Origin of the sequence: Halosolutus gelatinilyticus (assembly GCF_023028105.1) — an archaeon.
In the GTDB taxonomy this organism is placed as follows: Archaea; Halobacteriota; Halobacteria; order Halobacteriales; family Natrialbaceae; genus Halosolutus; species Halosolutus gelatinilyticus.
In genome coordinates this window covers 3002279-3016541 of the sequence record NZ_CP095491.1, presented here as the reverse complement: position 1 = coordinate 3016541, position 14263 = coordinate 3002279, and the positions used below count along the sequence as shown (strand labels likewise).

At 66.8% G+C, this 14263-nt stretch carries 13 protein-coding genes; 8 read left to right on the top strand and 5 right to left on the bottom strand.

Features of this window, described 5'->3' with window-relative positions; translation table 11 throughout:
- The first annotated feature begins 78 nt into the window (after positions 1–78).
- The 4 genes from MUH00_RS14810 to MUH00_RS14795 all read left to right on the top strand — a co-directional run bounded on the left by MUH00_RS14810 (position 79) and on the right by MUH00_RS14795 (position 5486).
- Positions 79–1863 (top strand): ABC transporter substrate-binding protein, encoded by a 1785-nt coding sequence (locus tag MUH00_RS14810; RefSeq protein ID WP_246999855.1) that lies wholly within the window; start codon positions 79–81, stop codon positions 1861–1863.
- Between the two features lie 5 nt (positions 1864–1868).
- Positions 1869–2720, top strand: coding sequence for a phosphatase PAP2 family protein (locus MUH00_RS14805; protein WP_246999853.1), 852 nt, complete (start codon positions 1869–1871; stop codon positions 2718–2720).
- A 121-nt stretch (positions 2721–2841) separates the two neighbouring features.
- Positions 2842–4608, top strand: a complete 1767-nt coding sequence (locus MUH00_RS14800; protein ID WP_246999851.1) for an ABC transporter substrate-binding protein — start codon at positions 2842–2844, stop codon at positions 4606–4608.
- 17 nt (positions 4609–4625) lie between these two features.
- On the top strand, positions 4626–5486 hold the full coding sequence (locus tag MUH00_RS14795) for a phosphatase PAP2 family protein (RefSeq protein WP_247003980.1): 861 nt from the start codon (positions 4626–4628) through the stop codon (positions 5484–5486).
- 20 nt (positions 5487–5506) lie between these two features.
- Here MUH00_RS14795 and MUH00_RS14790 read toward each other — a convergent pair whose 3' ends face one another.
- Both MUH00_RS14790 and MUH00_RS14785 read right to left on the bottom strand, forming a co-directional pair.
- Entirely contained in the window at positions 5507–5920 is a 414-nt protein-coding gene (locus tag MUH00_RS14790) for a hypothetical protein (RefSeq protein ID WP_246999849.1), read from the bottom strand.
- Positions 5921–6111: 191 nt separating this feature from the next.
- Positions 6112–6864, bottom strand: a complete 753-nt coding sequence (locus tag MUH00_RS14785; RefSeq protein WP_246999847.1) for a DUF2797 domain-containing protein — start codon at positions 6862–6864, stop codon at positions 6112–6114.
- A 218-nt stretch (positions 6865–7082) separates the two neighbouring features.
- Here MUH00_RS14785 and MUH00_RS14780 point away from each other — a divergent pair, with 218 nt between their 5' ends.
- From MUH00_RS14780 to MUH00_RS14765, 4 genes are all read left to right on the top strand, one after another.
- Positions 7083–9257 (top strand): alkaline phosphatase D family protein, encoded by a 2175-nt coding sequence (locus MUH00_RS14780; protein ID WP_246999845.1) that lies wholly within the window; start codon positions 7083–7085, stop codon positions 9255–9257.
- 140 nt (positions 9258–9397) lie between these two features.
- Positions 9398–9745 carry a BsuPI-related putative proteinase inhibitor gene (locus MUH00_RS14775; protein ID WP_246999843.1) on the top strand — a complete coding sequence of 116 codons (348 nt, stop codon included), beginning with the start codon at positions 9398–9400 and terminating at the stop codon, positions 9743–9745.
- 69 nt (positions 9746–9814) lie between these two features.
- A complete protein-coding gene (locus tag MUH00_RS14770) occupies positions 9815–10729 on the top strand; it encodes a CbiX/SirB N-terminal domain-containing protein (protein WP_246999841.1) in 915 nt (304 codons plus the stop codon).
- A 2-nt stretch (positions 10730–10731) separates the two neighbouring features.
- Complete coding sequence (locus MUH00_RS14765) at positions 10732–11919, top strand: DR2241 family protein (RefSeq protein ID WP_246999839.1); 1188 nt, start codon at positions 10732–10734, stop codon at positions 11917–11919.
- 20 nt (positions 11920–11939) lie between these two features.
- On the opposite strand, the gene MUH00_RS14760 is transcribed toward MUH00_RS14765, so the two are convergent.
- The 3 genes from MUH00_RS14760 to MUH00_RS14750 form a co-directional block, all read right to left on the bottom strand.
- Positions 11940–12533 (bottom strand): DUF7524 family protein, encoded by a 594-nt coding sequence (locus tag MUH00_RS14760; RefSeq protein ID WP_246999837.1) that lies wholly within the window; start codon positions 12531–12533, stop codon positions 11940–11942.
- A 6-nt stretch (positions 12534–12539) separates the two neighbouring features.
- Positions 12540–12734: a methytransferase partner Trm112 gene (locus tag MUH00_RS14755; protein WP_246999835.1), complete on the bottom strand. Its 195-nt coding sequence runs from the start codon at positions 12732–12734 to the stop codon at positions 12540–12542.
- A 68-nt stretch (positions 12735–12802) separates the two neighbouring features.
- Complete coding sequence (locus MUH00_RS14750) at positions 12803–14164, bottom strand: adenylosuccinate synthase (protein WP_246999833.1); 1362 nt, start codon at positions 14162–14164, stop codon at positions 12803–12805.
- Between the last annotated feature and the right edge of the window lie 99 nt (positions 14165–14263).

The following is a 14263-nucleotide window of genomic DNA, read 5'->3' as shown; positions in this document are numbered from 1 at the left end:
TATTTAGTACCCTCCATATAACCAAACGGAGTACACAATATTGTTATATACCCACGGAGAACTCTGAAAGAGACTTGAATGAATCGAGATTCGACCACTCCCGTTGACGGCGTCAGCAGACGGTCGGTCCTCGCCGCAGGCGCGGCCGGACTCACCCTCTCGACCAGTGGCTGTATCGATCGCGTCCAGAGCGTCGTCGACGACGAGGGAACCGAGCAACTTTCGATCTCCATCCTGACGGTCCCCGCGGACGGAGACAGGGAGAACGTCCAGCTCGCCCGCCATCTCGAGGAGAACCTCGAGGCGGTGGGCGTAGACGTCTCCATCGACATGCGATCGCGGTCCGAAGTGCTGGAGACGGTATTGATCGAGCACGACTTCGACTGCTACGTCGGCACGCATCCCACCAGTGATGATCCGGACTTCCTCTACGAGGCCCTCCACTCGACGTACGCGAGCGAAGCCGGCTGGCAGAACCCCTTCGGGTTCACCAGCATCGCCTTCGACGCACTGCTCGAAGAACAGCGGCGAACCGACGGCGAGGCGCGCCGACGAAACGTCGGCGAAGTCCTGAACGCGCTGGCCCAGGAGAAGCCCTTCGATCCGATCTGCGTTCCGGACGCGTACCGGATCGCCAGAACGGATCGATTCGAGGGCTGGGACGGCGGCCACCTCGGGACGCGCCACGGCTACCTTGGCCTGAAGCCGACGGCCAACGTCGATCGGCTCCACGCGCTGCTCACCGACTCCCGGCCGTCGCGGAACGTGAACCCCCTCTCGGCGCCCTATCGCGATCAGGGACCGACGATCGGCCTGCTGTACGACTCGCTCGTGACCGTCCGCGACGGATCCTACGAGCCCTGGCTCGCCGAGTCCTGGGAGTGGCGCGAGCCGGACGAGAACGCGACCGAGAACGAACTGGCGACGGCGACGATCGCGCTCCGCGAGGGCTGTGTCTTCCACGACGGCGAGCCCGTCACCGCGCGGGACGTCGCCTTCACCTACCGATTCCTCGGAGACACGGCTCTCGGCCGAGCCAACGCCCCGTCGCCCGCGCCGCGGTACCGCAGTCACGCGGCGGCCATCGAGCGGGTCAAGATCGAGGGCGACCACCGACTCACGATCGGCGTCTCGACCGGAACCGAGGCCGGGACCCGCGCGTTGGCGGTGCCGATCCTCCCGAAACACCGGTGGGAAGCGCAGGTCCTCGATCGGTCCGACGGCGGGGACTTCTCGGCACCCCAAGGCGAGTGGGGGCTCGTCACGATGGACAACCTTCCCCCGACCGGCAGCGGCCCGTACCGGTACGCGGACCACGCCGAGCGCGAACACCTGACGCTCGTGCGCTTCGAGGATCACTTTACGCGCCGGGAGAACGTCGACCAGCCGGAAGCGCCCGTCGAGGAACTCCGGTTCACCGTGGACCCGGGCAGCAAGTCCTCGATCAAGCGCATCGATAGCGGCGATGCCGACGTCACCGCCTCTCGCCTCGGCGCCCACGCGATCGTGGAGATCCCGGACGGGTCCGACTTGACGCGGCTGGAGTCGCCGTCGCAGACGTTCTACCTCCTCGGGTTCAATACGCGAACGTCGCCGTTCAGCAACTCGCACTTCCGCCGGGCGGTCGCGCAACTGCTCGACAAGGCGTCGCTCGTCGAGAACGTCTTCGACGACCACGCGCGGCCCCTGGCGACGCCCGTCTCCGACGAGTGGACGCCCGAGGAGCTCGCGTGGAACGGGCAGGACCCCGTGACGCCGTTTTTCGGCACCGACGGCGAACTCGACGTCGAACGAGCGAGACGAACGTTCGAGGGGGCAGGCTTCAGGTACGACGACCGGGGCCGGCTCCTGAGCCGGCACTGATACCAATGCTCGCGGAAGTACTGGCGCGAGTCGTCGCCGTCGTCGGGGTAGCGCTACCGCTCGCGATCGCGATCTTCGTCGGCCTCGAGCGCCTCAAGCGGACTCACACGGAGTGGAGAGCCCGACTCCGGACGAGTGCACCGGTCATCGTCATCCTGTCCATCGTCCTCGTGTGCAATCGGATCATGAGACGGGCCGGCCCGTCGATCTCCCGCGATATCGGGATCCACGTGAATTTCTACGAGATCGAAGGGGAGTTCGTCCTGCTCTTCCAGCGGATCGCATCCTCGGAGATGAACACCTACTTCACCGTCGCCTACGTGTACGGCTACACCTTCCTGCTCATCTTTCCCGTCATCGCGTACTTCGCGCTATCGAACACGCGACCGTTCCGGCGACTGCTGACGGCCTACTCGCTCAACTACGCGATCGGGGTCGTGCTCTACGTCCTCATCGTCGCGTACGGCCCCCGGAACTACATGCCCGAGCTGGTGTCCGAGACGATGCTGTACGACAACAGCCCACAGTTCCAGTACCTCACCCAGGAGGTCAACGACCGCCGGAACGTCTTTCCCTCGCTGCACACCTCGCTGTCGATGACGGTCGCCTGCTTCGCCTACGCGACCCGCGACGAGTACCCGTCGTGGCTTCCCGTCGCCGTCGGGCTCGCCCTCAGCATCGTCGTCTCGACGATGTACCTCGGCATCCACTGGGGGATCGACGTCGCCGCCGGAATCGCGCTCGCGCTCGTCTCCGTCGCCGCGTCGGATCGACTGGTCGATCGGTGGTCGCTGCGGGACCTCCGTGACGCGGTCGCGTCCGTCCGAACGACGGTCGACCGACAGCTGGATCGGTAGCGCCGAGACGTCCGGCCGAACGCAGATCCGAGGCCGCGTTCAGTCAACTTCGGGCGGCCCGCCCGGACGCCGCAACACAATACTGTTATATCGCCGGTATCGAAGTGCAGGCACGACACAGATGGCCGAGAGACGGACGGGCGGTTCCGAGGCCGGGTACAGTCGGCGGGCGATGCTCGCGGCGGCGGGCGGGTTGACGGTCGCCACCAGCGGCTGCGTTCGGCAGGTTCGCAGTATCGTCAACCGGGACGACATCGAGCAGCTCTCGCTCACGATCACGACGCGGCCCGCCGACGGCGATCGGGAGAGCATCCAGCTCGCGCGGGAGATCGCCGCCGTCTTCGACGCCGTCGGCGCCGACGTCTCGATCGAGATGCGGTCGAACGAGGAGGTCAACCGGGCGATCCTGTTCAACTACGACTTCGACGTCTACGTGGGACAACACCCCGGCGGAACCGATCCGGACTTCCTTTACGAGGCGTTGCACTCGCTCTACGCCGACGAATCCGGCTGGCAGAACCCCTTCGGCTTCACGAACCTGCACGTGGACGAGTTGCTCGAGGAACAGCGGCGGGTCGATCCGGCCGATCGGGACGAAGCGGTGGCCGACGCGCTCGAGGCGATCGCCCTCGAACAGCCGTTCGTGCCGATCTGCGTCCCCGAAGAGCACCGGCTGGTCCGGACCGATCGGTTCGATGGCTGGGGCGATCGCCACCCCGCGACCGGCCCCGGCTATCTCGGCCTCGATCCGAGCGACGGCGTCGACGGGATCCGAGCGGCCCACACGGACGCCCGACCCTCGGAGAACGCCAACCCGATCATGGCCGAATACCGCGATTTGGAGGCGTTCGTCGATCTGCTGTACGACCCGCTCGCGATCGAAATCGACGGCGAACTGACGGCCTGGGCGGCCGAGTCGTGGGACTGGAACGACGGCACGCTCGCGGTGACGCTCCGAGATGACCTTCGGTTTCACGACGACGACGCCCTCGACGCCTCGGACGTCGCGTTCACCTACCGGTTCCTCGCGGACACCACACTCGGCGAGGGGGTGAGCCCGTCGCCATCGCCCCGGTACCGCGGGCGAACGTCGGCCGTCGACGCGGACGCGATCGAGTTCGACGACGACGAGGGCCGCGTCGAACTGCCCGTCGACGCGAACCGACCCGTCGCCGAGCGCGCGCTGACCGTCCCGATCCTGCCGGAACACGTCTGGAAGCCGCGATCGGCGGCCGCGGACCTGCCCGGCGTCCGCGTCGCCCAGGGGACGACGGAGGCGGTCGTCACGGACAACTGGCCGCCGATCGGGAGCGGCCCCTTCCGGTTTTCGAGCCGAAGCGAGCGCGAACACGTCACCCTCGAACGGTTCGACGACCACTTCACGCGCCGCTCGGGCGTCGAACTTCCCGAACCGACCGTGGAGACGGTCCGCTTCCAGATCGATCCGCGGAGCACGTCCGCGATCGAACTCGTCAACACGAACGAAGCGGACATCACCAGCGACGCGCTGGAAACGTACGTCCTCGACGGCGTCGAGGAGACGGACGACACGCGACTGCTCGAGTCGCCGTCGTGGACGTTCTACCACCTCGGCTTCAACGCGCGGAAAGCGCCGTTCTCCAACCCCCGGTTCAGGCGCGTCGTCGCGCGGCTGCTCGACAAGGCGTGGCTCGTCGAGGAGGTGTTCCACGGCCACGCCCGACCGATCGCGACGCCCGTTCCCGAGGAGTGGACGCCCGGCAGCCTCGAGTGGAACGGTGAAGACCCCGAAACGCCGTTTCTCGGAACCGACGGGACCGGCGCCCTCGACGTCGAGGCGGCGCGATCGGCGTTCGAGGAGGCCGGGTTCAGATACGCCGCCGACGGGACGCTCCGGGTGAGACAGTAATGCTCGAAGAGTCGGTGATGCTTGAGGAAGTGCTCGCTCGGCTGGTCGCGGTCGTCACCGTCATGCTCCTCGTCGGGATCGCCGCGTTCGTCGGACGGTATCGGCTCCGAGATACCCGACGGGAGTGGAAGACACGCGTTCGAGAGGTCGTCCCGATCACCGTCGTCCTCGCGAGCGTGTTGCTGTTCAACAGCGTCGCCAGGCAGATCGTCCCCGACCTCTCGTGGATGTTCGGCTGGAACCTGACCGAGCCCATCTACGAGCTCGAAGGCGAGTTCGTCCTCTGGCTGCAGTCGTACGCGACCCCGGAAGTGACGGCCTTCTTCTCGTTCACCTACATCTACGGCTACGTCTTCCTGCTCGTCTTCCCGGTAGTGGCGTACTTCGCGCTCTCGAACACCCGGCCGCTCCGGGAGCTTCTGACGGCGTACACGCTCAACTACGCGATCGGACTGGTGCTGTACGTGCTCGTCATCGCCTACGGGCCGCGAAACATGATGCCCGAAGTCGTGGCCCTGCTGTACGACACCTACCCCGAGTACCAGCACCTCACCCGGCAGGTCAACCGCAACACCAACGTCTTTCCGTCCCTGCACGCCTCGCTCGCGTCGACCGTCGCCTTGCTCGCGTGGAAGACGCGGCGGGTCTATCCGAAATGGGCTGCCGTCGCGGTCGTCCTCGCGATCTGCGTCTCGCTCTCGACGATGTATCTGGGCATTCACTGGGCGATCGACGTGATCGCGGGGATCGGGCTCGGCTACGTCAGCGTCGACCTCGCCGGCCACCTCGTCGGTCGCTGGTCGCTGTCGGCGCGCGTCACGAGGTGGCGGGAAAAGCGCAGGGCGGTGGATGCGGCGCTTCCGGATTCGGAGAACTGAGAAGCGCAGACGATGCAGGATTAGTCGTCGTTTTCGAGGGCGTCGGCGATGCGCTTGAGCGCGCGGGTCTGGTCGCGCATTTCGTCGCGAAGCTGTCGAACCTCGCGGACGAGTTCCTCGTTTCCGCCTTCGCCACCGCGGCCGCCCGGACCGCCGGGGCCGCCGGGGCCGCCGCCCATCATGCCGCCCATCATCTGTGCGAACGGGTTTCCGCCCATGCCGGGACCGCCCGGGCCGCCACCGCCGCCGAACGGGCTCTCGGGCGCCTCGCCTTCGCCCTCGCCCTCCTCGGCGCGCTTCTCGCGGATCTCCTCGACGCGCTCGCGGAAGGATTTCTCTTCGCCGTCGCCGCCGCCGTTGTCCGGCTCGTCCGTGGGTTCGTTTTCGTCCGACATACCTTCGGATTCTTGACCGCCGGGGAAAAGGGTTGCCATGTTTCGGACGATCGAATCGGTTGGCAGCGCTGAAATTCGAGCGAAACCCGAGCGGTTTCGGAAGACGAACCGAGGCCGTTGGAACGGAGACCGGGCGCACGATACCGACCGATCGGTGTACATCGCTCGGATGTAACTCGACCTGCAGAACGAACCGCGCGGACCAGTTCGGGACCGGGAAGGGCGTTTCGTCACCCGAACGACCCGAGCGACGACTGCAGTCGCTTTTCCGTCGTCCCCTCGTCGAGTTCGTAGCCCACCAGATCGCGCATGTCGACCGCGTACGTCGTGCCGCCGCGTTCGACCACGAGTAGTCGCCCCTTCACGCCGACGACGGTCCCGGAGGCGATCGTCTCGCGAACCGGGCGGACGTCGACGTCGATCCCGTGGTCGAACGCGTACCGATCGATGACGTCGAACGCTTCGAGCACCGCCTCCCAGGCGGTTTCGTCGACCTCGCTCGCAAGGGCGTCGACCTTCGCGTCGGTCCGGACGCGATCGACCAGCCGGGCGGCGATCTCGGCCTCGATCTCGCGGGCGATGCGACCGTTCGAGACGGTGTGAACGTGGGCCGCGCGATCGGCCCCCTGTTCTCGCAGCCGGGTTTCGAGGCGGCGGTGTTTGGTCACGCCGACCTTGAACGTGTCGGGCGCGAACGCCGCGATGTACACCGCGTGCTCCTCGTAACAGTCCATCTCGTCTTTCAGGCAGGTTCCGGTGCACCGGGCGCAGATCCAGGTGCTCGTATGGTACTCGCAGTACGGTGCCGCCGGCCGATCGCAGGGGACGTGCTGGCCGTCGTCGATCGTCCCGGCGCAGTGGCGGGTCCCGAGCGAGTACGAGAGCACGTTCCCGGCCTCGAGCGCCACGCGGTCGACGGCACCGCCGTCGCTCACCAGCATCGCCGACCCGCGACCGCTCGGCTCGTAGCCCACCAGTTGCACGCCCGCGGGTTCGGGCCGGGCGTAAATAGGCGTAGCGCTCTCGCTGCTCGAACGGGTTCGCCACTGAACGTCACGGCAACGGTTCGTCTGCGTGTGTGGGAGTACACGCTACTACGTATCGATACGGCGACGAAAAGACGAAATTATGTCCTATATTATGTAATTTACTAAAAATATATAAATTATTGTATTCATCTCACCAGATATTTACTGCGATCATGACGAACGCGCCTCGCGATAGACTGGGCGAACGGGCGACGAACAATCGACGAACGTTTCTACAGACGATCGGACTGGCTGCGACCTCGGCGGGGCTGATGGGGACCGCAGCCGCCCAATCGAACTCGGACGCGGATTCGAATTCGAACGCGTCGGAATCGGCGACCGATCCCGACGACTTCGTCTCGCTGACCCACGGCGTCGCCGCGGGCGACGTCACCGACACGACGGCGGTCGTATGGACTCGAACCGCCGACGACGCGACGATCCACGTCGCGTACAGCCCCGACGAATCGTTCGATCGCGTCGGCTACGACCGGACGAACGTCGACGCCGAAACCGACTACGCCGGTCACGTTCGGCTCGAAAAACTCGCACCGGGGACTCGCTACCGGTATCACGTCTGGGCCACGGCCACGGACCTGCGGTACCGACCGGTAGGCGGTCGACGCGGAAACGGAAGAGCCGAGAACGAATCGGAGTCCGACGAGGGGCGCGGACCGCGATCGGATTCGGAGCCCGCCGGGCGCGGGAACGGCAAACCGAGTGACGAAATCGTTCCGGACGCGGTCGAAAGCGGTACCTTCGTCACGGCGCCGGCGCCCGACGACGAGGCGAGCGTTACGTTCGCCTGGAGCGGCGATACGTGGGGTTACGGGGACGATCCCGTCGAACCGCCGTTCCCGGGCCTCCGGACGATCGCGGAGCGCGAACCGGACTTCTTCCTCTATCACGGTGATACGATCTACGCCGACGCGCGGACCCCGGCCGGCAAGATCACCGAGAACACGCCGATCGACGACGCGCTCGAAATCTACCGCGCCAAGTACAAGGAGATGCGCGATCCGCCGGCCGAGATCGCGGAGCGGACCTACCTGCAGGAACTGCTCAAGTCGACTTCGGTCTACACCGTCTGGGACGACCACGAGGTCATCAACAACTTCGCGGGGCCGATCGAGCCGCTGATGCCCGAGGGGCGACGAGCGTTCCGCGAGTACTGGCCGCTCGACCGCGACGAGACCGCCGATCCCGGCGAGTCCAACCGCTTCTACGACTCGTTCCGATGGGGGAAACACGTCGAACTGTTCGTCATCGACACGCGCCAGTACCGCGACCCGAACGTCGGCCTCGGCTCGAAGACGCTGCTCGGGGCGGACCAACTCGAGTGGCTGAAGGAGTCGCTCGCCGACTCCGACGCGACGTGGAAGCTGCTGGCCTCGCCGGCTCCGCTGGGATACCCGTCCGACTCGTGGGCGACCGAGGCGGATCGAACGGGATACGAGGCGGAGCTCCTCGAGATCGTCAACCACGTTCAGACGGCGGAGATCTCGAATCTGGTCGTCGTCGCGGGCGACGTTCACAAGTCCGTCGTCGGCGCGTTCGATCCGAACGACGACGGCGCGTTCGAGTTCTTCGAGGCGACCGCCGGTCCGCTCGGAGCCCCCGCCGGCGCGCCGGACGATCTCTACCCGGCGCTAAATCCGACGGAGTTCTTCGCCAAGGGCGAGTACACCAACTTCGGCACCGTCGAGGTCGACGAGTCGGGCGAGACGCTGACGATCGACATCTACGACGAGGAAGGGACGGAACAGTTCTCGAAGACGATCCACACGTCGGATATCGATCCCGGGACCGAACAACGCGACCGCGTCGAGAGCACGTTCGACGACGACGCCGAGGGCTGGCTCATCTCGCAGAACGGCGGGAGCAACCGTCCGACCTACCGCGCCAGCGGCGGCAATCCCGGCGGACACATCAGCGACGACGAGGATCAGGGCGGCATCGCCTGGTACTATCAGGCGCCGTTTAAGTTCCTCGGCGACCGCGAGGCGTTCTACGGCGGGCAGTTATCGTTCGATCTTCGCCAAGCCCGGACCGATCGGCAGTTCGACGCCGAGCCCGTCGAAGGCGGCGACGTGCTGCTCGCGAGCGGCGATCGGAAGCTCGTCTACGAGTTCCGCGGCGACCAGGGCAATCCGGGTGAGGAGTGGACCTCGTACGAGGTCCCGCTCACGGCCGACGCGATCTGGATCGATCTGACGAGCGGGGAGCCGCTGGCGACGGAAGAACGGTTCCGCGACGTCCTCGCGAACTTGGAAGTCCTCCGCATCCGCGGCGAGTATCGGGCGGGTGACGACACGAGTTACCTCGACAACGTCGTAGTAACGAAGTAGTATCGATACGTACTGGCGAGGCGACGCGAGTGTTCGCGAGCCGTTTCGTGCTCTCGACGGCTCCTCGCCCCGTCACTTCCTCCCCCGTCGAACCGACGAATCGAGGGAAGACCTATTTTCCCCACCCTCGAAGCGAACGTATGGAACTCGAGGGTTCGCTCGAGGCGACGGTATCGACGGACGAATCGGAATCGGAGACGGTGACGTTCGCGCTCACGGTGACCAACGCTGGGGACGACCCGCTCGAACTGCAGTTCTCGGACGCCTGCCGGGCCGAGTTCGTCGTCGAGAGCGAGGGCCGCGAGGTCTGGCGCTTTACCGACGGCCGGATGTTCGCGCAGGTGCTCGGATCGGAGACGATCGATCCCGGCGCGCGGGCGACCTACGAGGGCGAGTGGAGCGATCCAGAATCCGGCGAGTACACCGCCCTGGGAGCGCTCCAGTCCCGAAACGCGACGTACGAAGCCCGGACCGAGTTTACGGTGTGAACGCGGGCCCCGGATCGCGCGTTCTCCACGTTAGGAAGTCCTAAACCGTCCCCGCACCAACTGCCGGCTATGCAAGCGCTGGTCATCGCGGCTCACGGATCGCACCTGAATCCGGACGCCTCCGATCCGACCTACGCACACGCGGACCGCGTTCGCGAAACGGGCGCGTTCGACGAGGTTCGCGAGGCGTTCTGGAAGGAAGAACCCCACTTCCGCGAGGTCATCCGCACCCTCGAATCCGACGAGGTGTTCGTCGTTCCCCTCTTCATCAGCGAGGGATACTTCACCGAACGGGTGATCCCGCGCGAACTCCGCCTCGAGAAGTGGGACCCTGACCTGTGGGAGTCCGACGGTACCGAGGCCTCCGACGCGACGCTCGAGGCGAGCGACGTCGACAAGACGATCCACTACTGCGGGCCGATCGGCACGCACGACGCGATGACGGACGTGATCGTTCAGCGAGCCGAATCCGTCACGGGCGATCCCGGCGTCGGCGAAGGGGTCGGCCTCGCGGTCGTCGGCCACGGCACGGACCGCAACGAGAACTCCGCGAAGGCGATCGAGTACCACACCGAGCGCATCCGCGAGCGTGGTCGGTTCGACGAGGTGCGCGCGCTGTTCATGGACGAGGAACCCGAGGTCGACGACGTCACCGACTACTTCGAGAGCGAAGACGTCGTCGTCGTGCCGCTGTTCATCGCCGACGGGTACCACACACAAGAGGACATCCCCGAGGACGTGGGGCTGACCGAGGACTACACAACGGGGTGGGACGTCCCGGCCGAGGTCGACGGCCACCGGATCTGGTACGCCGGCGCCGTCGGCACCGAGGAATTGACGGCCGACGTCGTCCTCGAACGGACGGCCGACGCGGGCGCCGATATCGGCGACGCAGTGGACGAGATCCGCGCCCGCGTTCGATCAGCGACCGACGGCGACGGCGGCAGCGGCCGTGCAGACACGAACGCCGGCGCGGGTGACTGATCGTGTCCCTGACGACGACGGCCGTCGACGCCCTCCACGAGGCCGCGGAGGCGGACGGCGACCTGACATTCGACGGCCTCCGCCTTGCGGTCGACGACGACGGCTACCGCCTCGAAACCCCCGCGAGCGGCTGGGCGGGGCTCGACGAGGCCGAACTCCGCGACGCACTCGAGGCGATCCCGGCGTACGTGACGAACTGGCGCTACTGGAGGCGATCGATCGGCGGCGAGGGGACCGCCCGCCAGGCGTTCCTCCGGTGGTGCGAACGGGCGCCGATCGACGGCGAAGCTACCGACCGATCGGGCGACGGGGACCCCGACGAACGCGGCTCCGCCGACCGCGAGAAAACCGGTGCGACGCTCGCCGTCCCCGATCGGTACGAGGCGCTCCGGGGGGGCATCGATCGCGAGTGGGGGCAACTGAGTATCACCGCTCGATTCGTCGACAGCGACGGCGCCGACCGGCTGCCGGGCGAACGCGTCTACGACCTCCGGCACGTCGACGACGCCGATACCGACCTCGCAGACCTCGACGCGTACGACGACCCTCGGACGGCCCGCGAGATCGCGACGTACGACGAGGACGGGCGGTACCGGCCGTTGAAGACGGCTCCGACGCTGGTTTCGGGATGGGCTTTCACCGACCTCTCCGGGGCGGAGCTCGTCGAGGCGATCGAGTTCTTCTACCCGGCGACGATCGCCAACTGGCACCGCGAACGGCGCGGCGAGCTGGACGTCGACCACTGGCGCGGGACGGCCGAACGACAGACCGGCATCTACGACGTGGTCGACGAACTCCCCCGGGAGGCCGTCGAGTGGATGGCCGAGGCCTGCTGTGCCGACTCCCAGTGTCTCCGCCGCCGGGAGTGGCAGTACGACGAGGACGACGACCTCGACGCGGACGGCGGCGACGGCCGCTTCCCCTGTCGAGAACCCTGTTCGCTCGTCGTCGCCGCCGCGCGCAAGTGGGCGATCCTCGAGTCCGAGGCGGAGCGCACGTACGAACTCGAGTTGACGATGAGCGAGCTGAACCAGCTCGAAGCGCTGATCGACGCGGTCGCCGACGGCCGGATCGACGAGATCCGCGAGGCCGACGTCAACGACGGCGCCAACCGCTATCGGGCGCGCTACCTGCGGGCGAAGCGGTTCGACGACGAGGGCTCCCTCCGGGCCCGCGAGGTCGACGACTGACACGATCGGGCGGGACAGTCCTAGTCGTACAACAGGATTCCGAGTCCGACGGCGACGCCCAGAACGACGATCGCCAGCCCGCCGAACACAACGGGGCCGCCGATCGTCGTCGCCGTCGCCGTCGCGATCGCCACCGCGACGAGTCCGAGACTGACGACCGCGAGTGTCCCCGAATCGAGTCCGAATCCCGCCGAAAGGCGAGTCACCACTTGCTCCGCGGGCGACGGCTCGGGACTCGTTCGCGTCGGTTTCGAGAGCGACTCGTCGACGTCGACCTGCGGCGGTCCGGGCGTGACGGTGACGTCGATCGAGATCGACTCCGCGCCGTAGCCGGCGATCACTTCGAGCGTCCCGCCGGCCGGCTCGTCGAGACGATCGGCGTGGACGGAGATCGGGACGTGCGTGACGTCGTCCGGTTCGACGTAGTAGTTCGACCGGTCGATCGTCGCGACGCGATCGAGGTCGTCGTCCAGCCGACAGTGGACGTGCGCGGGCGCCCGGTGGCCGCGCAACACGAGGTCGACCGGTTCGCAGGTCTCGACGCTCCCGACGTCAGTTTCGAGGGCGTCGTCGGGCTCGCGATTGACGTCGACGGTGACCTCGAGGGGAGACACGGTGGATCAGGCCGGTGTCTCCTCGCGCATGTCCGGCGGTAGCAGGTTCGGGATGCCGTCGTCGATCGGGTACCGCTCGCCGCACTCGGTGCAGACCAGCGTCCCGCCGACGACCTCCTCGTCGTCGTACTCGGCGTCCTCGAGTTCGAGATCGTGTTTGTCGAGTGGACAGCAGAGAATCTCCAGTAACGACTCCTTCATGATAGCATGACTGGGTGCATCCAGCAAAAGGCTTCGGGATCGTCCGGAGCGCTGGACGGGCCCGCCGTCTACTCGTACGGGTTCTCGACGACGACCGTCTCTTCGCGGCCGGGGCCGACGCCGACGCAGTAGATCGGTGTGTCAAGTTCGTCGGCGATGTACTCGAGGTACGTGCGCGCGTTCTCCGGGATCGCGTCGTATCCGTCCGCGGCGACGTCGGCCCAATCGACCTCGGGCCAGCCGTCGAACGTCTCGAACGTGGCCTTACAGCGGCCCCACTGTTCGGTCGTCGGCGGCATGGTGACGATTTCGTCGCCGTCGAACTCGTAGCTGTGACCGACCTTCACCTCGTCGAGGCCGGCGAGCACGTCGACGTGGTTGACGGCGAGACCGGTGAACCCGTTCGCGCGGGCGGCGTGGCGCAGCATCGGCATGTCGAGCCACCCGACGCGGCGGGGTCGACCCGTGACGGTCCCGTACTCCCCACCTTCGTCGCGGATGTAGGTCGCGAGCTCCTCTTCGTCGCCGGCGCCGGCCTCGGGGTCGTAGTCCGGGGTCTGCCCCTCGACGCCGCCGAGCTCGGTCGGCAGCGGACCGGTGCCGACCCGGGAGAGGTACGCTTTGACGATCCCGATCACTTCGCCCCGTCCGACGACGGTTGGACCGAGTCCCGTGCCGACGGTCGCGCCGCCCGCGGTCGGGTTCGAGGAGGTAACGTACGGGTAGACTCCGTGGTCGATGTCGAGGGACGTCCCCTGTGCGCCCTCGAGCATGACGTTGTCGCCGGCGTCGATCCGCCCCTGTAAGAAGGTGCCGCAGTCGACGGTCATCCCCTCCTCGGCGAGTCGCTCGCCGTACTCGCGACAGTGGTCGTAGAGGTGGTCGACGTCGAATTCGGCGCCGGTTTCCTTCCCGAAAACCTCCTCGGCGAGCGCCTTCTTCTGCGGAACGACGTACTCGAGGCGTTCGCGGAGCACGTCCGGGTCGAGGAGGTCGCCGACGCGGACGCCGCGCCGCCCCGCCTTATCCTCGTAGGTCGGGCCGATGCCGCGCTTGGTCGTCCCGGCCGCGAGGTCTTCCTTCTCGGATTCCTCGATGCCGTCGAGCAGCCGGTGGTAGGGGAGGATAACGTGTGCGCGTTCGGCCACGCGGACGTCGGGGTCGAGACCGCGCTCGCGAAGCGCGTCGATCTCGTCGAACAGTGTCTCGGGGTTGACGACGCAGCCGTTGCCGAGCACGCCGGTCTTGCCCCGGACCGCGCCGGACGGGACGAGGGAGAGCTTGTACTTATCGCCGTCGTGAACGACGGTGTGTCCTGCGTTGTCGCCACCCTGATACCGGGCGACGACGTCGGCGGCGTCGCCGTAGATATCGACGACGCCACCCTTGCCTTCGTCGCCGAGTTGCGACCCGACGATTGTGACGGTCATAACAGCGGCGGATTCTTGCCGGGCCGATAAACAGATTACGGTATGGCCGGGACCGTACCGCGATTCGCGACGAAACTCCCGTCGAGACGGGCTGAACGT

What these genes read in the sequence shown, in the direction of transcription:
- MUH00_RS14810 (WP_246999855.1), top strand. Translation starts at nt 79, where the DNA reads ATGAATCGAGATTCGACCACTCCCGTTGACGGCGTCAGCAGACGGTCG.
- MUH00_RS14805 (WP_246999853.1), top strand. Translation starts at nt 1,869, where the DNA reads ATGCTCGCGGAAGTACTGGCGCGAGTCGTCGCCGTCGTCGGGGTAGCG.
- MUH00_RS14800 (WP_246999851.1), top strand. Translation starts at nt 2,842, where the DNA reads ATGGCCGAGAGACGGACGGGCGGTTCCGAGGCCGGGTACAGTCGGCGG.
- MUH00_RS14795 (WP_247003980.1), top strand. Translation starts at nt 4,626, where the DNA reads ATGCTTGAGGAAGTGCTCGCTCGGCTGGTCGCGGTCGTCACCGTCATG.
- MUH00_RS14790 (WP_246999849.1), bottom strand. Translation starts at nt 5,920, where the DNA reads ATGGCAACCCTTTTCCCCGGCGGTCAAGAATCCGAAGGTATGTCGGAC.
- MUH00_RS14780 (WP_246999845.1), top strand. Translation starts at nt 7,083, where the DNA reads ATGACGAACGCGCCTCGCGATAGACTGGGCGAACGGGCGACGAACAAT.
- MUH00_RS14775 (WP_246999843.1), top strand. Translation starts at nt 9,398, where the DNA reads ATGGAACTCGAGGGTTCGCTCGAGGCGACGGTATCGACGGACGAATCG.
- MUH00_RS14770 (WP_246999841.1), top strand. Translation starts at nt 9,815, where the DNA reads ATGCAAGCGCTGGTCATCGCGGCTCACGGATCGCACCTGAATCCGGAC.
- MUH00_RS14755 (WP_246999835.1), bottom strand. Translation starts at nt 12,734, where the DNA reads ATGAAGGAGTCGTTACTGGAGATTCTCTGCTGTCCACTCGACAAACAC.
- MUH00_RS14750 (WP_246999833.1), bottom strand. Translation starts at nt 14,164, where the DNA reads ATGACCGTCACAATCGTCGGGTCGCAACTCGGCGACGAAGGCAAGGGT.